This window comes from Pseudomonas sp. FP2300, from assembly GCF_030687595.1.
Classification (GTDB): domain Bacteria; phylum Pseudomonadota; class Gammaproteobacteria; order Pseudomonadales; family Pseudomonadaceae; genus Aquipseudomonas; species Aquipseudomonas bijieensis.
Genome location: NZ_CP117440.1, coordinates 4,834,513 through 4,848,910, shown reverse-complemented (window position 1 = coordinate 4,848,910; position 14,398 = coordinate 4,834,513). Strand labels below are relative to the sequence as shown.

Genomic DNA, 14,398 nt, shown 5'->3' with positions numbered 1-14,398 from the left:
CAATTTGTAACTCCAAGCTGAAGAGCGAAGAGACCAGATTGCGGTGTGTGAAGACGAAACGAACCGAAAGTTCACATCGCTCACGAACGCAGCACACAAATCTATCGCATACCCATTCGCTGGCACGTGACCGCAAGGCACGCACCGGCTACCGAATTTCTTGACGACCATAGAGCATTGGAACCACCTGATCCCATCCCGAACTCAGAAGTGAAACGATGCATCGCCGATGGTAGTGTGGGGTTTCCCCATGTGAGAGTAGGTCATCGTCAAGATTAAATTCCGAAACCCCTATCTGCTGACGCAGGTAGGGGTTTTGTTTTGCCTGCAAGAAAAAGCTTGGCCAAAAAAGGATGACCTGTGGGGCCATCCTTTTTTACATCGTGGCCCTTAAGCCTCGGGTACTGGACAGCCCAGATCCCCTTCCTTGCACTTGAGATAGGTCTTGAATGCTTCGACCCGGGCTTTGGTCTGGGTCGTGATGCAATTGTTGTAGATCAGTGGATACACGCTGCCGCCCTCGACCCCAGAGGCGGAAAAATTGCATTCGGCGTCACGGAAGCCTATCCAGGCACGCTGGGCCTTGACCAGCATTTGCTTGGCCTCGGGATTGTCCTTCAAGCGTGCTGTGATCTGCTTGTACAAGCTGTTCAGCTCGTTGTCGGCGGCCTTATTCTCTTTGGCTGCGCATTGGTTCATTTCGCCTTGGGTGGTGGCGTTGGCGCAGTCGTCGGCCTGGGCAACAGTGAAGAAAAGCAGCGGCATCAAGGCCATAAGCAAGCGTGGGGACATGTTCGGTCTCTCCTTGAGGGGTACACCGTGGGAGTTTACATCGCCCATGCAGTTTTAAAGGTAGCGAGTGCTAAACAAGAGTCTGATACAACTTTCCGGTTGGCCTCGTGGTCTTACAAGCCTACTGTTGAAACACAGAGGTGACTCATGCATTCATCCGATCGCATTGAAAGAAAGATCCTGCTCAAGGCTCCGCGCTCTCAAGTCTGGCGAGCCCTGGCCAATGCCGAAGCCTTCGGCCAATGGTTCGGTGTCGCCCTTGAGGGGAAACGGTTTGTGGCAGGTGAGCGTACCCAGGGGCAAATCACTTACCCAGGTTACGAGCACCTCATCTGGGACGTGGCGGTGGAGCGGGTGGAGCCAGAGCGTGTGTTCTCGTTTCGCTGGCATCCTTACGCTGTCGAGCCGCAGGTGGATTATTCCCAGGAGTCTGAAACCCGGGTGCAATTCGAACTCGAGGACATGGATGGCGGTACCTTGCTCAAAGTCGTGGAGTCGGGCTTCAACAATATCCCTGAGGCCCGTCGGCTCAAGGCTTTTCGCATGGACAGCCGTGGCTGGGACGAGCAGATGGCCAATATTGAAGCCTTCCTGAGCAAGTCTTGATCCTGGCCTGCTGATAGGACTAAGGGTTTTCGGAGGGACTGGTATAGCGAATGTCTTACACGAGATGGTAGCTATGTCGTCTATTTCATTTTGGATCCGAGGCGTAATCTGGACTCATCCACTGAAGCACAGGAAGTGCTCAGGATCAGGGACGATCGACCTTGCAAGGAAAGCTATCGACAGGGAGTCGTAATGGTCTTGGAAAAACCCGCTTCGGCGGGTTTTTTTCGCCCACAAAAAAGTCTGGAAAGGTTCCTATAGCGAAACGCTTACACGCTGTTGCTGCTTTCTCGTCTTTTCCAGAAACTCCGGTGGGCCTAATCTATGTTCATCCACTGGGTACAGGGAGTGCTCAGGGTCATGGATGATTGGACCAGGCATGGAATGCCGGACAGGGAGTCAAATTGGTCCTCAAAAAACCCGCCTAGGCGGGTTTTTTTTCGTCTGTGAAAAAGTGGACTGATCATGCCAAGCGCCGAGCCATGGTGCGGTCGGAACCATCGGCCGCCAGGATCAGGCCCCCAGGCGTCCGGTCCGCACCATCGGCGGCCAAGGTTTGTCCTCCAGGTGTCCGGTCCGCACCATCGGCGGCCAAGGTCTGGCCCCCAGGCGTCCGGTCTGCGCCATCAGAGGCCACAGGCTGCTGGTAGTCGCTAACTTGGGTAAAGAAACGGTCTTGCTGCTGGCTTGGCAAGGCAAACGCGCTGGCGCTCAGGGCGAAGGCGGTAACGGCGATCCAAGTGTTGAACGTTTTCATGGTAAAGACTCCGGTCATATCAAGGGTCGAGTGCCGGGTCGTTCAGATATCGCGATCTGCTGAACCCGTTGCAGCGGTGACGGTTGTCTTGCTGCATGGGTTCAGATTAGGGGCGAGGAAGGGGCGGGCGTTAGACGGATACTGTCCTGGTTTTGCCTGATCCTGTCTGTGTGTAGGATCAGGCGCTACTGGCTTGCAGCGCCTGGGCGCGCAAACGCGCGATGTCCTTGCTCGGAGAGGCGCCAAATAGACGGCTGTATTCACGACTGAACTGCGAAGGGCTTTCATACCCCATCTTGTAGCCGATTGATGAAACGTCGCTGTTCTCCGCCAACAACAACCGTCGGGCTTCCTGCAGGCGCAGCTGTTTCTGGTATTGCAGCGGGCTCATGGCGGTTACGGCTTTGAAGCGGTGATGCAGGGCCGAAGGGCTGAGATTGATCATTTGTGCCAGGCTGTCGATGCTCAGCGGCTCGGCGTAATGGGTATTGAGCCACTCGATGGCTCGGCTGATGCGATGGGTCTGGGTGTCGGGAATGGCGATTTCGTGCAAGCGCTGGCCTTGGGAACCACGCAGCAGCCGGTAGAAAATCTCCTGCTGGGCCAATGGCGCGAGGGTGGCGATATCGTCCGGGCTGTCCAACAGCCGCAGTAAACGCAGCATCGCGTCGAGTAATGGCGCATCGATGCGGTCCAGGAACAATCCACGTCCGCTTCTTTCGGGCGGCACGCCGATAGGGCTGGCGTCGGCAATCAGGCGGCAGATCTGTGCCGGATCGATGTCGAGACGGATGCACAGGTAGGGACACTCGGGACTGGCTTCAATCACCTGGCCAGCCAACGGCAGGGTCACCGAGACAACGAGGTAATTGAGCGGGTCATACACGTAGCATTCGTCCGCCAGGCGCACTTCCTTGCGCCCCTCGATGATCACGCACAAACCAGGCTTGTGCACGGTGTGCAGCGCCTCGGTTGGCTGGTCGCTGCGGATCAGGTGCAAGGCCTCGATGGCCGTGGGGTGGACGCCGAACTCCGGCGCAAAGCGCTTCATCAAGCTCGCCAGTTCAGCGCGGCGCTGGCTGACGCCGTCGTCTGGCGCTATGTGGATGGACGTGGATACCGACATGCCGATCAATCTCCCAGACCAAATAAGTGGACCGCGCTAGTAAAACCGATTGCGCGGCTGTCGGCCAGAGTCGGTTTTATCGCTACAGGATCGTGCAAGTGCGCAGGAGGATCCGGCTAACCCGGGCCAGGGTCGATTCCCTAATCTGGACCTGTCAAAACGCTCCCACCGGGGGCCAACACATCCAGACGAGGAAACCATCATGTCCGATATTCAAAACAAAGTAGTGGTCATCACGGGTGCCAGCAGCGGGATCGGTGAAGCAACGGCGCGGCTGCTCGCGGCTCGCGGTGCTCGTGTCGTGCTGGGCGCCCGGCGCATCGATCGTTTGCAAACACTGGTACACGAACTCGAAACCGCCGGCCAGCAAGCGGTCTGCAAAGCCGTGGACGTGACCCGTCGGGATGACGTCCAGAACCTGATCGACTTTGCTGTCGAGCGGTTCGGTCGTGTCGATGTGATCATCAACAACGCCGGGGTCATGCCGCTCTCCAAGCTCGAAGCTCTGAAAGTCGAGGAGTGGGACCGCATGATCGACGTCAACATCCGTGGCGTGCTCCACGGTATCGCCGCCGGCTTGCCGCTGATGCAGCGCCAGCGCAGCGGCCAGTTCATCAATATTGCCTCCATTGGTGCCTACGCCGTCAGCCCGACCGCTGCGGTGTATTGCGCCACCAAGTACGCCGTGCGGGCGATTTCCGAGGGCTTGCGCCAGGAAGTCGGGGGGGATGTGCGCGTAACGGTGATTTCCCCTGGCGTGACCGAATCGGAACTGGCCGAGAGCATTTCCGATGAAGGTGGACGTGCCGAAATGCGCGAGTTCCGCAAGATCTCCATTCCGGCCGAAGCCATCGCCCGGGCAATCGCCTACGCCATCGAACAACCGGCGGACGTGGACGTCAGCGAACTGATCGTGCGACCCACCGCCAGCCCGTTCTGAGTCGAGGCCGACCCAACAGGAAACCCTCATGAGCAGGTTGTATCGCCACGAGGGGAAACCTGACCATTGTGGCGAGGGAGCTTGCTCCCGCTGGGTTGCGAAGCGACCCCAGGATTTTGCGCCTGCTGCGCAGTCGAGCGGGAGCAAGCTCCCTCGCCACAATGGTGACTGCCTCAAGCCTGTGCCCAGCCCAACATAGTCTGTGCCTAGTCTTGAGGTCCATCGTTACGCCCGTTCCAACCGCGCCGCAGCACGTTGGGTGATTTGCGAGCGCACCCGGAACGACTCGGCCGCACGCCGGTTTGCTTCTTCCAGCACGCGCGTCGGCGCGGTGTTCGGGCTGCCGGCATTGAACGGTGGGGCAGGGGCGTATTCGAGTTGCAGCTGGACCAGCTCGGCGGTGTCCTGGTCGAAGAGTTCGGCCGCCAGGGTCAGGGCAAAGTCGATCCCGGCCGTGATGCCGCCGCCGGTGAGCAGGTTGCCGTCGCGAACCACGCGGTCCTTGACCGGCGTCGCGCCCAGGGTCTGCAGCAGGCTGTGATAGGCCCAGTGGGTGGTGGCGCGCTTGCCTTGCAGCAGGCCTGCGGCACCGAGTACCAGCGCACCGGTACACACCGAGGTGATGTATTTCGCGTCGGCGGCTTGCCGCTTGATGAAGGCCAGTGTCTGCTCGTCTTCCATCAGGGGGCCGACGCCGGTCCCGCCGGGGACGCAGATCACGTCGAGTTTCGGGCAGTCCTCGAACGTGGTGGTGGGCAGCAGCACCAGTCCGGTACTTGATGTCACTGGTGCCAGGTCCTTCCAGATCAGGTGGACCTTCACGTCTGGCAACGAGGCCAGCACGTCGTAAGGGCCGGTCAGGTCCAACTGCTGGACTTGAGGGAATAACAGCAAACCGATCTGCAACGTCATGTCGCGTTCTCCTGTGGATGATTGCCCGAGGGGTGGACGGTTCTACTTTAGATCCGTAGGCTCTGGCGTATACGCCAATAAACCCACGAATCACGCCAATATGCCCAACCCACCGAAAACCGTGCATGTCCTGGCCTTCGCCAACGTGCAAGTGCTGGATGTCACCGGGCCCTTGCAGGTGTTTGCCTCGGCCAACGACCTGGCCCGCCAGCAAGGCCTGCCATTGCCCTACGCGCCGACGGTCATCGCCGTGGGGGGCGGGGCGGTGATGTCCTCGGCGGGGTTGGCGCTGCTGGCCGAGCCGCTGCCGAGCGAAGGCAGCGATACGTTATTGATCGCCGGTGGCTGGGGTGTGTACGAGGCGGCGAAGGATCCGACGCTGGTGGCCTGGGTCAAGGATCACGGCCTGCGGTCGCGGCGGGTGGCATCGGTGTGCACCGGAGCGTTTCTGCTGGCCGCCAGCGGTTGGCTGGACGGACGACGCGTGGTGACGCACTGGACCCGCTGCGAACAACTGGCCGAGCAACATCCGCAACTGCGGGTCGAACCCAACCCGATCTTTATCAACGACGGTCCGGTGTGGACCTCGGCTGGGGTCACGGCTGGCATCGATCTGGCCCTGGCGCTGGTCGAGGAAGATCTGGGCCGCGCGGTGGCCCTGGAAGTCGCCCGGCATCTGGTGGTGTTCCTCAAGCGTCCTGGTGGTCAATCGCAGTTCAGCGTGACGTTGTCGCTGCAAAAACAGGGCAGTCGATTCGATGACCTGCATGCCTGGATCGCCGAAAACCTCACCCGTGACCTGGGCCTGTCGAGCCTGGCCGCCGAGGTGGGCATGAGTGAGCGCAGTTTTGTCCGGCACTACCGCGCCGACACCGGCCAGACCCCGGCGCGGGCGGTAGAGTTGATTCGCGTGGAAACCGCTCGCCGTCTGTTGTCCGACACCGCCGTATCGATCAAGCGGGTGGCGGTGCAATGCGGCTTCGGCAGCGAAGAAACCCTGCGCCGCAGTTTCCTGCGGGCCATGGGCGTAACGCCCCAGGCCTATCGCGAGCGCTTCGCCGTCAGCCCTCAAGCAGATCCAGCAATGCCTTGAACGTGGCCTCAGGGGCCTCCTGGGGAATGTTATGGCCCACGCCGGCCAGCACGCGGCGCTCATAAAAACCGCTGAAATGCTCGGCGTCTTCATCGTGTTCCGGCGCGGGCCCCACGCCGTCATCGGCGCCGCACAGGGAAATGCTCGGCACGCTGATGGCCGGTTGTGCCGCCAACTGTTCCTCCATCCACTCCAGCGTCGGGTCGCCCGGTGCGTACATGAAGCGATGGCGGTAGGAATGGATCACCACATCGACGAAGTCCGGGTTGTCGAACGACGGGGCGCTGAGGGGATACAGTTCGGCGCCGCGTTTCCAGGTGGGGGACCACAGGCGCCAGAGCAATTCACACAATTCACGGCGGTTTTGCGTCAGGCCTTCGACACCCCGCGCCGTGTGGAAATAGTACTGGTACCACAATCGATGTTCGGTTTCCGGGGGCAGTGGCTGCGTGGAACGAGGAATGTCCTGCAGGTTGTAGCCGTCGCCGGTCACCAGGCAGCGCACGCGCTCGGGCCACAGTGCCGCGACGATACACGCCGCCCGGCCGCCCCAGTCGTAGCCGCACAGTGCCGCTTGGGGAATGGAAAGCGCGTGCATCAGGTCCAGCAGGTCTTGCGCCAACGCCGCTTGTTGGCCGGAGCGCAGGATGGCCGGGTTGTTGAAGCGGGTCGGGCCGTAGCCGCGCAGGTAGGGCACGATGACCCGGTAGCCACGCTCGGCCAAGGCGGGCGCGACTTCATCGAAGGCTCTCGGGTCGTAAGGGAAACCGTGCAGCAGGATGATCGGCTCGCCGCTGGCGGGGCCATGCTCTTCGTAAGCGATGCGCAACAGCGGCGTGACTGCGAAGTTGACCTTGGGATTCAAGTTCATGTTGGCCTCCGGTATAGCGCGGTTGCAGTCAGGCGGGTTCCTGATTGACGTATTTGGCCCGATCCGGCGTGAAGGTCACGATCATCTTCGTGCTGGCGCAGGTCAGGGTGCGCTCCTGGGTCAGGTCGATGTCCAGGTCTTCACCGCGCAGGCCCTGCCATTGGGCGAGGTATTTGAGGCAGCCGAATTTTTCGCTTTTTTTCAGGCTGCGGCTCACGCCACCTTTCCAGCCCAGCACCGGCAACTCACCGGCCAGACAGCGTTGTGCCAGTTCGGGAAACTTCACCGCGCGCTCGCGACCGATTTCCCAGCATTTGATCAAGCCCCGGTCCTGGCCTTCCCAGAGGTCTTCGCGGGTCAGGCCTGTTCGGGGCGGGGTGGTGATGGGGCGTTTGATATGGGTCATGTCAGATCCTTGAGTCGGGTTTTTATCGGGCAGCTCCGCTGCACCCGTGAGTGCATCGATCTTAGGAGGGGTTGGCGGGGCTGGCAACTCGAAAGGGGGCGTCACGATAAATGGGCGAACTGTGGTGATTGCTTCTGTGGCGAGGGAGCTTGCTCCCGCTGGGTTGCGAAGCGACCCCCTTGTGTCAGGGAGATTTTGCGCCTGCTGCGCAGTCGAGCGGGAGCAAGCTCCCTCGCCACGGGGTTGTGTTCCTACAAAAAAATAGGTGAACCGGAATTTTCTGACGAGTCGCGTCGGTTTCCGGTTCGGAAAGGGTGGGGATAGGCTTTGTCCGTCGCTGCAAAATCAGCGACCGGGTTTGGTCGCCCGGGTTTAGAATGGCGCACAATGCCGCGCGAGCGGCTGTCTGCTTTATGGCTGACTGTGCGTGGGAGGGCTTCGGGCCCTGCCGGGTTTCCATTCCCTGGTCGACCAACCTGCGTACAGTTCGCCACCCTCTGCTTGGTCGCGGAAATGGCGAACTCCACTTTTGAATGGAGCTTCATATCATGATCAAGATCACCCCCAATCCCCCAAAAGCAGAAGACCTCTCTGCCTACACCACCCTCGATACAAAAAAACTCCGCGAAGCCGCCGACCGGGCGTTGAACATCCACTTGTCGCCCACCCCGCCCAAGCCCGACACCCAGGAGGGCCAGGTTTTCACCGTGGTCCCCGGCCTCAACACCGAATCGGTGCTCACCACCCTGAGCGAAACCCTGGCCTCGGCCGATGCGCTGGTCAGTGACCTGGGGTTCGAGTTGGAAGGTTCCCGGCGGCATGTTGCGCTGGGGATTCAGCAGTTGATCGAGCTGGCCCGATTGCTGGCCAACCGAGCGTTGGATGACATCGAACTGGCCGACTCAGCGCAGTAGCCAGCACACCGCTTTCTCTGTGGCGAGGGAGCTTGCTCCCGCTGGGTTGCGAAGCAACCCCAGGATTTTTGCGCCTGCTGCGCAGTCGAGCGGGAGCAAGCTCCCTCGCCACAGGGATCGCGTTCAGGCTGAAGGGCAGCTCACGGCTGCCAATGATTTTTCTCCCCGCTCAACTTGCGATCCAGAAAACTGGCGGCGCTGATCAACGCCAGGTGAGTCAAGGCCTGGGGGGTGTTGCCCAAGTGGTAGCCGTGGCTGTCGAACTCTTCGGCGTACAACCCCAGCGGATTGGCGTAGCGCAGCAGTTGTTCGAATTCCAGCTGGGCTTTTTCCACGCGGCCGGCGCGGGCCAGGCATTCGACGTACCAGAACGAGCAAGCCGCGAAGGAGCCTTCGATGCCGCTGAGGCCGTCGATGGGGCTGTCGTCGTTGCGGTAGCGATAGACCATGCCGTCGCGCACCAGGCTTTTTTCAATGGCGTCGAGCGTCGAGAGCCAACGCGGATCGCGGGCGCTGACGAAGCGCACCAGGGGCATCAACAGCATCGAACCGTCCAGGGCGGTGCTGCCCAGGCGCTGGACGAAATGCTGGTGTTCCTCGCTCCAGAAATTGGTCCAGATGTCCTGGTAGATGGCCTGGCGGGTTTCGTCCCAGCGGGCGAACGGGGCGGGCAGGGAGCGTTTTTCGGCCAGGCGGATGGCGCGGTCGACGGCGACCCAGCACATCAGCCGCGAATGCAGAAAATGCTGTTTGTCGCCGCGCATTTCCCAGATGCCCACATCCTTGTCCTGCCAGACCTTGCACACTTGGTCGACCACATCGACGGTGTGTTTCCAGCCTTGATGGGAGATGGCTTCGCCGTATTTGTTGACCAGGTACACGGCGTCCATCAGCTCGCCGAAGATGTCCAACTGCACCTGCTGGTAGGCGAGGTTGCCGATGCGCACCGGCTGCGCATTGCCAAAACCGCTCAGGTGCGACAGCTCGGTTTCCGGCAGCTCCAGCCGACCGTCCAGGCCGTAGAGGATGTTGAGTTTGATCGGTTGGTCACAGCAGTCGCTGACTCGCCCGCGCAGCCAGCGCATGTAGGCGTTGGCCTCTTCGACAAAGCCCAGGCGCATGAACGCGTAGACTGTGAACGAGGCGTCGCGGATCCAGGTGTAGCGGTAATCCCAGTTGCGTTCGCCGCCACGGGTTTCCGGCAGGCCGAAGGTGGCGGCGGCGAGGATCGCGCCGTGTTTGCGCGAGGTCAGCAGTTTCAGCGCCAGGGCGGAGCGGTTGACGATTTCCCGCCAACGCCCCCGATAGGTGGATTGGCCGATCCAGCCGCGCCAGAACGCCAGGGTCCGCTCCAGGCATATCGCGCTGACGTCATCCTGAAGGCGCGGGTCGTCGATGCCGCCCAGCAGGAACTCGGCGCTCTGGCCCTGTTCCAGGGTGAACTCGGCCACCGCCGCGTTGCCGTCCAGCGTCATGGGCTGATCGGCGCACAAGCGCAGGCTCGGTTGCCCCGGCGCCTCGAAACAGATGTGGGTACTGTCCTGGCGTGCGGTGGTGGTGGCCCGGGCATAATCGTGACGCACCGCACAGCGCATGCGAAACGTCGCACTGCCGATGGTCATGCGCACCCGGCGCATCAACACTGGCAGATCATCCTCGCTGTCGCCGATGGGCAGCAGGTCGGTGACCTCCACCACGGCGTCGTCGCTCAGCCAGCGGGTTTGCAGCACGTTGGTGTCGGGCAGGTAGATTTGCTGGCGGCGGGCGTTCGACAGGTCTGGCGCGAGTTGGAAGATGCCTGCCTCCGGGGTGTCCAGCAGCGAGCAGAAGATCGATGGGCTGTCGAATTCCGGCCAGCAGAAAAAGTCGACACTGCCGCGGTCATTGACCAGCGCAGCCGTGCGCATGTCGCCGATGATGCCGTGGTTCTCGATGGGGCTTTGCGGTTCGTCATGATCAGCCATTGTCGCGAAACCCCGGGTAAAGGCTCATCCCGCCATCGATGAACAGCGTGGTGCCCACCACATAATCGGACAAGTCCGAGGCCAGCCAGACCACGGCGTTGGCGACGTCTTCCACATCGCCGACGCGACCGTAGGGAATCAGTTCCAACAGCTTTTGCTCCTGCTCGCCCTCGGTGGCGTCACGGTTGATGGCCGTGCGGATGGCGCCGGGGGCGATGCTGTTGATGCGGATGCGCTGCTGGCTGGTTTCCTGGGCCAGGCTCTGCATCAACAGATCGACACCGCCCTTGGACGCCGCGTAATTGATGTGGCCGGCCCAGGGAATGCGCTGGTGCACCGAACTCATGTGGATGATCTTGCCGGCGGCCCGGGACACGCCCTGGCGAATGCCCTGGCGGGTGAAAATCCGCAGGGCGGCGCGGGCGCAGAGGAATTGGCCGGTGAGGTTGGTGCCGATCACTGTGTTCCAGTCTTCCAGGCTCATGTCGACGGCGGCGGCGTCTTTTTGCAGGCCGGAATTGGCCACCAGGATGTCCAGTGTGCCAAAGGCTTCGAGGGTCTGGGCGAACAGTCGCTCGACGTCCTGCTCCTTCGACACATCGGCACCGACGGCGATGGCGCGGCCACCGTTGGCGTTGATTTCACGGGCCAGGTCTTGTGCCGGGCCGGCGCTGGAGTGGTAGTTGAGCACCACCGACGCACCGGCGTCCGCCAATGCCCTGGCCGCGCCTGCGCCAATGCCGGAGCTGGCGCCGGTGACCAGGGCAACCTGTCGGGCGAGGGATATCTGCATGGTCTAGCACCTTGAATGGAGGGCCTTACCTGCTGACTGGTGGGAGGTGGGAGGAGTTCACTTGGGTGAAGCGGTCTTCATATTTCAGGTCCAAACACAAACCTGTGGCAAGGGGGCTGTGGGAGCAAAGCTTGCTCGCGAAACAGGCGACTCGATTTCCGAAAGACCGCATTGCCTTCATCGCGGGCAAGCCTTGCTCCCACAATCTGCCTGCTACAAAGAATGTTGCTTCAGATCAGCGGTTACCAACCCCGCCCCGAATTCACCCAGAAATTTACCGACAACGACGTCGACACCGACTCCACCTGATGGAACCAACCTTCAGGCAAGAACAGCAAATCCCCAGCCTCCAGCGTCACGCGCATGAAGGTCACGTCGCGGGCGTGGGGGAAGCGTTGGTAGTCCGGCGCGTCGGGGTTGAAATCACAGCCATCCAGCCCGCCTTGGGGCGCCGTGGACCAGGTGCCAAGGGCTTCGCGGTGATGCGGCGCGGCGAGGGTGAAGGTTTTCTGGCCCCAGACCTGGGCGAACAGGTTGTCGGTGTCATCGCGGTGCAGCGGCGTGAGGGTGCCCTTGGGGCCGATCCAGATGCGCGGCGGGATGAACAACGATGGGTCGAAGTAGGGCGGGTACTTGATCTGTTTCATCAGCCGCTCTGGCAGGATGTTGTTACCCATGTAGGCCGGTGGTTCGCCATCGCTGCCCTTGACCGCCGGGCTGTCCAGGGAGGCAATGAAGTCGGCCATGGACGTGGAGCGGAAATCCCGCTCGGTAGAGAAGGTTTTCTTCACGTAGTCGCCGTGGCGGGTGATGCCTTGCAGCTCGGCAAAATGCACCAGGGATTCTTCGCGGCTGAGCTTGAACAACGGCCAGTCCTGCAAGGCATCGCTGATGACCAGCGGAATACCGTGGGGCAAATAACGCGCTTGGAACTCCTGCACCGACAGTCCACTGCGAGGCCGCCGCTCTACGTCGCGTTGGACCGGCAGGCTGGCGGTGAGTGTTTCGCTGAAGCGCGACGGGGTGGGGTAGCGCTTGTTCATGTCGACCTTTTCCGCCACGCCACCGCCATGCCGGGCATGGTCGATGATTTGCGGCAGCAACGTCGCCAGGCCCATGTTGCCGCCGATCTTCAGGCGACCGCTGGCAAACAGTTCTTCAACGTTGGCCATGCCGGCCATGATCCCGAGGAAATCCTTTTCCGCCACTTCAATGGTGACGTCAGGACTGGTGTGCCGACCGGCCTGGGTGCGGCTGCTGGCCTTGACCTCGGACCAGTACGCCTGGTGCGGGCCGAACACGAATTGGAAGACGCCTTCGATACCAACGGCGCCGGCATTGGCGAACAGCTTGCCCAGGATGGTTTGCAGGTCCACGACGGTCACTCTTGCGGGTTTTTGGTCTTAGCAGGTAACGAGGGCCCGGATCAGAAATTTAGGCCCTCGTCGCTGCGTCATCGACCCTCGCCCTAGCGCGTCGCGACCATGAACACCCGGGGAAACGGCAGCAGCACCGTCCCATCGTCCAATGCCGGATAAGCCTGTTCGATCGCCTGGAGATAGCGCGCCAGGAACTGCTCGCGTTGGGCCTCATCCAGCGGCTCGAGAAAGGGCCGCAAGGCGCTGCCCTTGAACCATTCCACCACGCCCGCGGCACCGCCGGCCAAGGGGTGGTGGTAGATGGTGCGCCACACATCGACGCGGCTGCAGTGGGGTTTGAGGATCGAGTAATACGTGCTGGGATCCGCCATCTCGGTTCGCGATTCAGCCGCCCCGGCCAGTTGTCTGGCCCAAGGCCCGTTTGTTGCGATTTCCCGCATCAGGCGGTGGGAGGGCTGGTGCAGGTTGTCGGGCATCTGGACCGCCAGGCTGCCGCCGTGGGCGAGTTTGCCGATCAGCGCGGGCAGCAGGGTGGCGTGGTCCGGCAGCCATTGCAGCACGGCGTTGGCGAAGATCACGTCGAATGGCCCGGGTTCATCCCATTGGCCGATGTCGGCGGTGTCGAACGCCACGGCGGGCAAGCGTTTGCGTGCGGCGTCGACCATGTCGCTGGAGCTGTCCAGGCCGCGCACCGTGGCACCGCTGAAATGTTCCACCAACAGCTCGGTGGAATTGCCCGGGCCGCACCCCAGGTCGATCACCGAACGGGCCTGGGTGGGGGGAATGGCGGCGAGCAGGTCCCGGGACGGACGGGTACGTTCCTGTTCGAAGGTGACGTATTGCTTGGCGGACCAGCCCATGGCGTTCTCCTGTGCGGCGCAGTGAGTCGAGGTGCGGCCAGTATAAGGCCGGGTGAAGAAGATAGAGCGAACGTAACGGTTTTGACTAATTCTGTGGGTTACGATTTCGTTATCTTCCCTACACGACCGATCGGAGAAAACCGCAGTGACCCAACTGACCCTGCTGTGCCTGCCTTATTCCGGCGCCAGCGCGATGGTGTACAGCCGCTGGCGGCGCAAGTTGCCGGCATGGCTGCAGGTGCAACCGGTGGAACTGCCGGGGCGCGGGGCACGCTTCGACGAGCCGCTGCACACCGACATGGGCCCGTTGGCGATGCAACTGGCGCGGGAGCTGCTCCCGTCGCTCCGGGCACCTTATGCCTTGTTCGGCCACAGCCTTGGCGCGCTGCTGGCCTGTGAAATCGCCCACGCCTTGCGTGAGCTCGGCGGCCCGGAACCGGTGGCGCTGTTTGCCTCCGGCACGGCGGCACCGACGATGCGGGCCGACTACGATCGCGGTTTCGCCGAGCCGAAGACCGACGCAGAACTGATCGAGCAACTGCGCACCCTCAACGGTACGAGCGAGGAGATCCTGGCCAATGAAGAGTTGATGGCCCTGACCTTGCCGGTCCTGCGGGCCGATTTTTTGCTGTGCGGACGTTTCCAGCCGCGAGTGCGACCACCGCTTAACTGCCCGGTGCACGTACTCGGTGGCACCGCCGACAAGGCTACCACGGAGCAACTGATGGGCTGGCGCCAGGAAACCACGGGCAGCTTCTCGGTGGACATGCTGGCGGGCGGGCACTTCTTTATCCATGAGCACGAGGCCCGGGTGCTGCGGCTGATCAAGGATCAGTTGAGCGTGCATCATCGGCGGCATGGGTTGGCCACCAGCGCCTGACCACTGATCTAAACGACCTGCTTTTGTGGCGAGGGAGCTTGCTCCCGCTGGGTTGCGAAGCGACCCCAGCCAGGCCAGGCCCCCTTTCTTTCGAGGCTGGCAGAT

The 14,398-nt window shown here is 61.8% G+C and carries 14 protein-coding genes, 1 rRNA gene and 1 pseudogene; 6 read left to right on the top strand and 10 right to left on the bottom strand.

The window, feature by feature from the left end; translation table 11 throughout:
- The first annotated feature begins 159 nt into the window (after positions 1-159).
- Positions 160-275, top strand: a 5S ribosomal RNA gene (rrf, locus tag PSH86_RS21235).
- 115 nt (positions 276-390) lie between these two features.
- Here the strand turns inward: rrf and PSH86_RS21230 are convergent.
- On the bottom strand, positions 391-792 hold the full coding sequence (locus PSH86_RS21230) for a lysozyme inhibitor LprI family protein (protein WP_163857599.1): 402 nt from the start codon (positions 790-792) through the stop codon (positions 391-393).
- Positions 793-939: 147 nt separating this feature from the next.
- Between PSH86_RS21230 and PSH86_RS21225 the strand changes: the two genes are divergently transcribed.
- A complete protein-coding gene (locus tag PSH86_RS21225) occupies positions 940-1,398 on the top strand; it encodes an SRPBCC family protein (protein ID WP_109754535.1) in 459 nt (152 codons plus the stop codon).
- A 463-nt stretch (positions 1,399-1,861) separates the two neighbouring features.
- On the opposite strand, the pseudogene PSH86_RS30705 reads toward PSH86_RS21225, so the two are convergent.
- Both PSH86_RS30705 and PSH86_RS21215 read right to left on the bottom strand, forming a co-directional pair.
- A pseudogene (locus PSH86_RS30705) lies at positions 1,862-2,041 on the bottom strand (hypothetical protein); the annotation flags it as partial.
- 292 nt (positions 2,042-2,333) lie between these two features.
- On the bottom strand, positions 2,334-3,281 hold the full coding sequence (locus tag PSH86_RS21215) for an AraC family transcriptional regulator (protein ID WP_232201721.1): 948 nt from the start codon (positions 3,279-3,281) through the stop codon (positions 2,334-2,336).
- A gap of 202 nt (positions 3,282-3,483) precedes the next feature.
- On the opposite strand from PSH86_RS21215, the gene PSH86_RS21210 reads away from it, so the two are divergent.
- The gene (locus PSH86_RS21210) at positions 3,484-4,221 is read left to right on the top strand and encodes an SDR family oxidoreductase (RefSeq protein WP_163857605.1); all 738 of its coding nucleotides are present in this window, start codon (positions 3,484-3,486) and stop codon (positions 4,219-4,221) included.
- Positions 4,222-4,446: 225 nt separating this feature from the next.
- Here PSH86_RS21210 and inhA read toward each other — a convergent pair whose 3' ends face one another.
- Positions 4,447-5,133 carry an isonitrile hydratase gene (inhA, locus tag PSH86_RS21205; protein ID WP_305484732.1) on the bottom strand — a complete coding sequence of 229 codons (687 nt, stop codon included), beginning with the start codon at positions 5,131-5,133 and terminating at the stop codon, positions 4,447-4,449.
- Positions 5,134-5,233: 100 nt separating this feature from the next.
- Between inhA and PSH86_RS21200 the strand changes: the two genes are divergently transcribed.
- Positions 5,234-6,226 carry a GlxA family transcriptional regulator gene (locus tag PSH86_RS21200; RefSeq protein ID WP_116833082.1) on the top strand — a complete coding sequence of 331 codons (993 nt, stop codon included), beginning with the start codon at positions 5,234-5,236 and terminating at the stop codon, positions 6,224-6,226.
- Here PSH86_RS21200 and PSH86_RS21195 read toward each other — a convergent pair.
- Positions 6,195-7,097 (bottom strand): alpha/beta fold hydrolase, encoded by a 903-nt coding sequence (locus tag PSH86_RS21195; RefSeq protein WP_116833081.1) that lies wholly within the window; start codon positions 7,095-7,097, stop codon positions 6,195-6,197. The two genes, PSH86_RS21200 and PSH86_RS21195, sit on opposite strands and share 32 nt — an antisense overlap.
- Positions 7,098-7,125: 28 nt before the next feature.
- Positions 7,126-7,503 carry a hypothetical protein gene (locus tag PSH86_RS21190; protein ID WP_305484729.1) on the bottom strand — a complete coding sequence of 126 codons (378 nt, stop codon included), beginning with the start codon at positions 7,501-7,503 and terminating at the stop codon, positions 7,126-7,128.
- Positions 7,504-8,051: 548 nt separating this feature from the next.
- On the opposite strand from PSH86_RS21190, the gene PSH86_RS21185 reads away from it, so the two are divergent.
- Complete coding sequence (locus tag PSH86_RS21185; RefSeq protein WP_305484728.1) at positions 8,052-8,417, top strand: DUF6124 family protein; 366 nt, start codon at positions 8,052-8,054, stop codon at positions 8,415-8,417.
- Between the two features lie 140 nt (positions 8,418-8,557).
- Here PSH86_RS21185 and PSH86_RS21180 read toward each other — a convergent pair whose 3' ends face one another.
- The 4 genes from PSH86_RS21180 to tam all read right to left on the bottom strand — a co-directional run bounded on the left by PSH86_RS21180 (position 8,558) and on the right by tam (position 13,413).
- Positions 8,558-10,381, bottom strand: coding sequence for a glycoside hydrolase family 15 protein (locus tag PSH86_RS21180; RefSeq protein ID WP_116833078.1), 1,824 nt, complete (start codon positions 10,379-10,381; stop codon positions 8,558-8,560).
- Complete coding sequence (locus tag PSH86_RS21175; protein WP_305484726.1) at positions 10,374-11,174, bottom strand: SDR family oxidoreductase; 801 nt, start codon at positions 11,172-11,174, stop codon at positions 10,374-10,376. The genes PSH86_RS21180 and PSH86_RS21175 overlap by 8 nt, the downstream gene beginning before the upstream one ends.
- 242 nt (positions 11,175-11,416) lie before the next feature.
- A complete protein-coding gene (locus PSH86_RS21170; RefSeq protein WP_163857624.1) occupies positions 11,417-12,550 on the bottom strand; it encodes a cupin-like domain-containing protein in 1,134 nt (377 codons plus the stop codon).
- Positions 12,551-12,642: 92 nt separating this feature from the next.
- Entirely contained in the window at positions 12,643-13,413 is a 771-nt protein-coding gene (tam, locus tag PSH86_RS21165) for a trans-aconitate 2-methyltransferase (RefSeq protein ID WP_305484724.1), read from the bottom strand.
- A 145-nt stretch (positions 13,414-13,558) separates the two neighbouring features.
- Here tam and PSH86_RS21160 point away from each other — a divergent pair, with 145 nt between their 5' ends.
- Positions 13,559-14,293: a thioesterase II family protein gene (locus PSH86_RS21160; RefSeq protein WP_305484722.1), complete on the top strand. Its 735-nt coding sequence runs from the start codon at positions 13,559-13,561 to the stop codon at positions 14,291-14,293.
- Positions 14,294-14,398 lie beyond the last annotated feature (105 nt).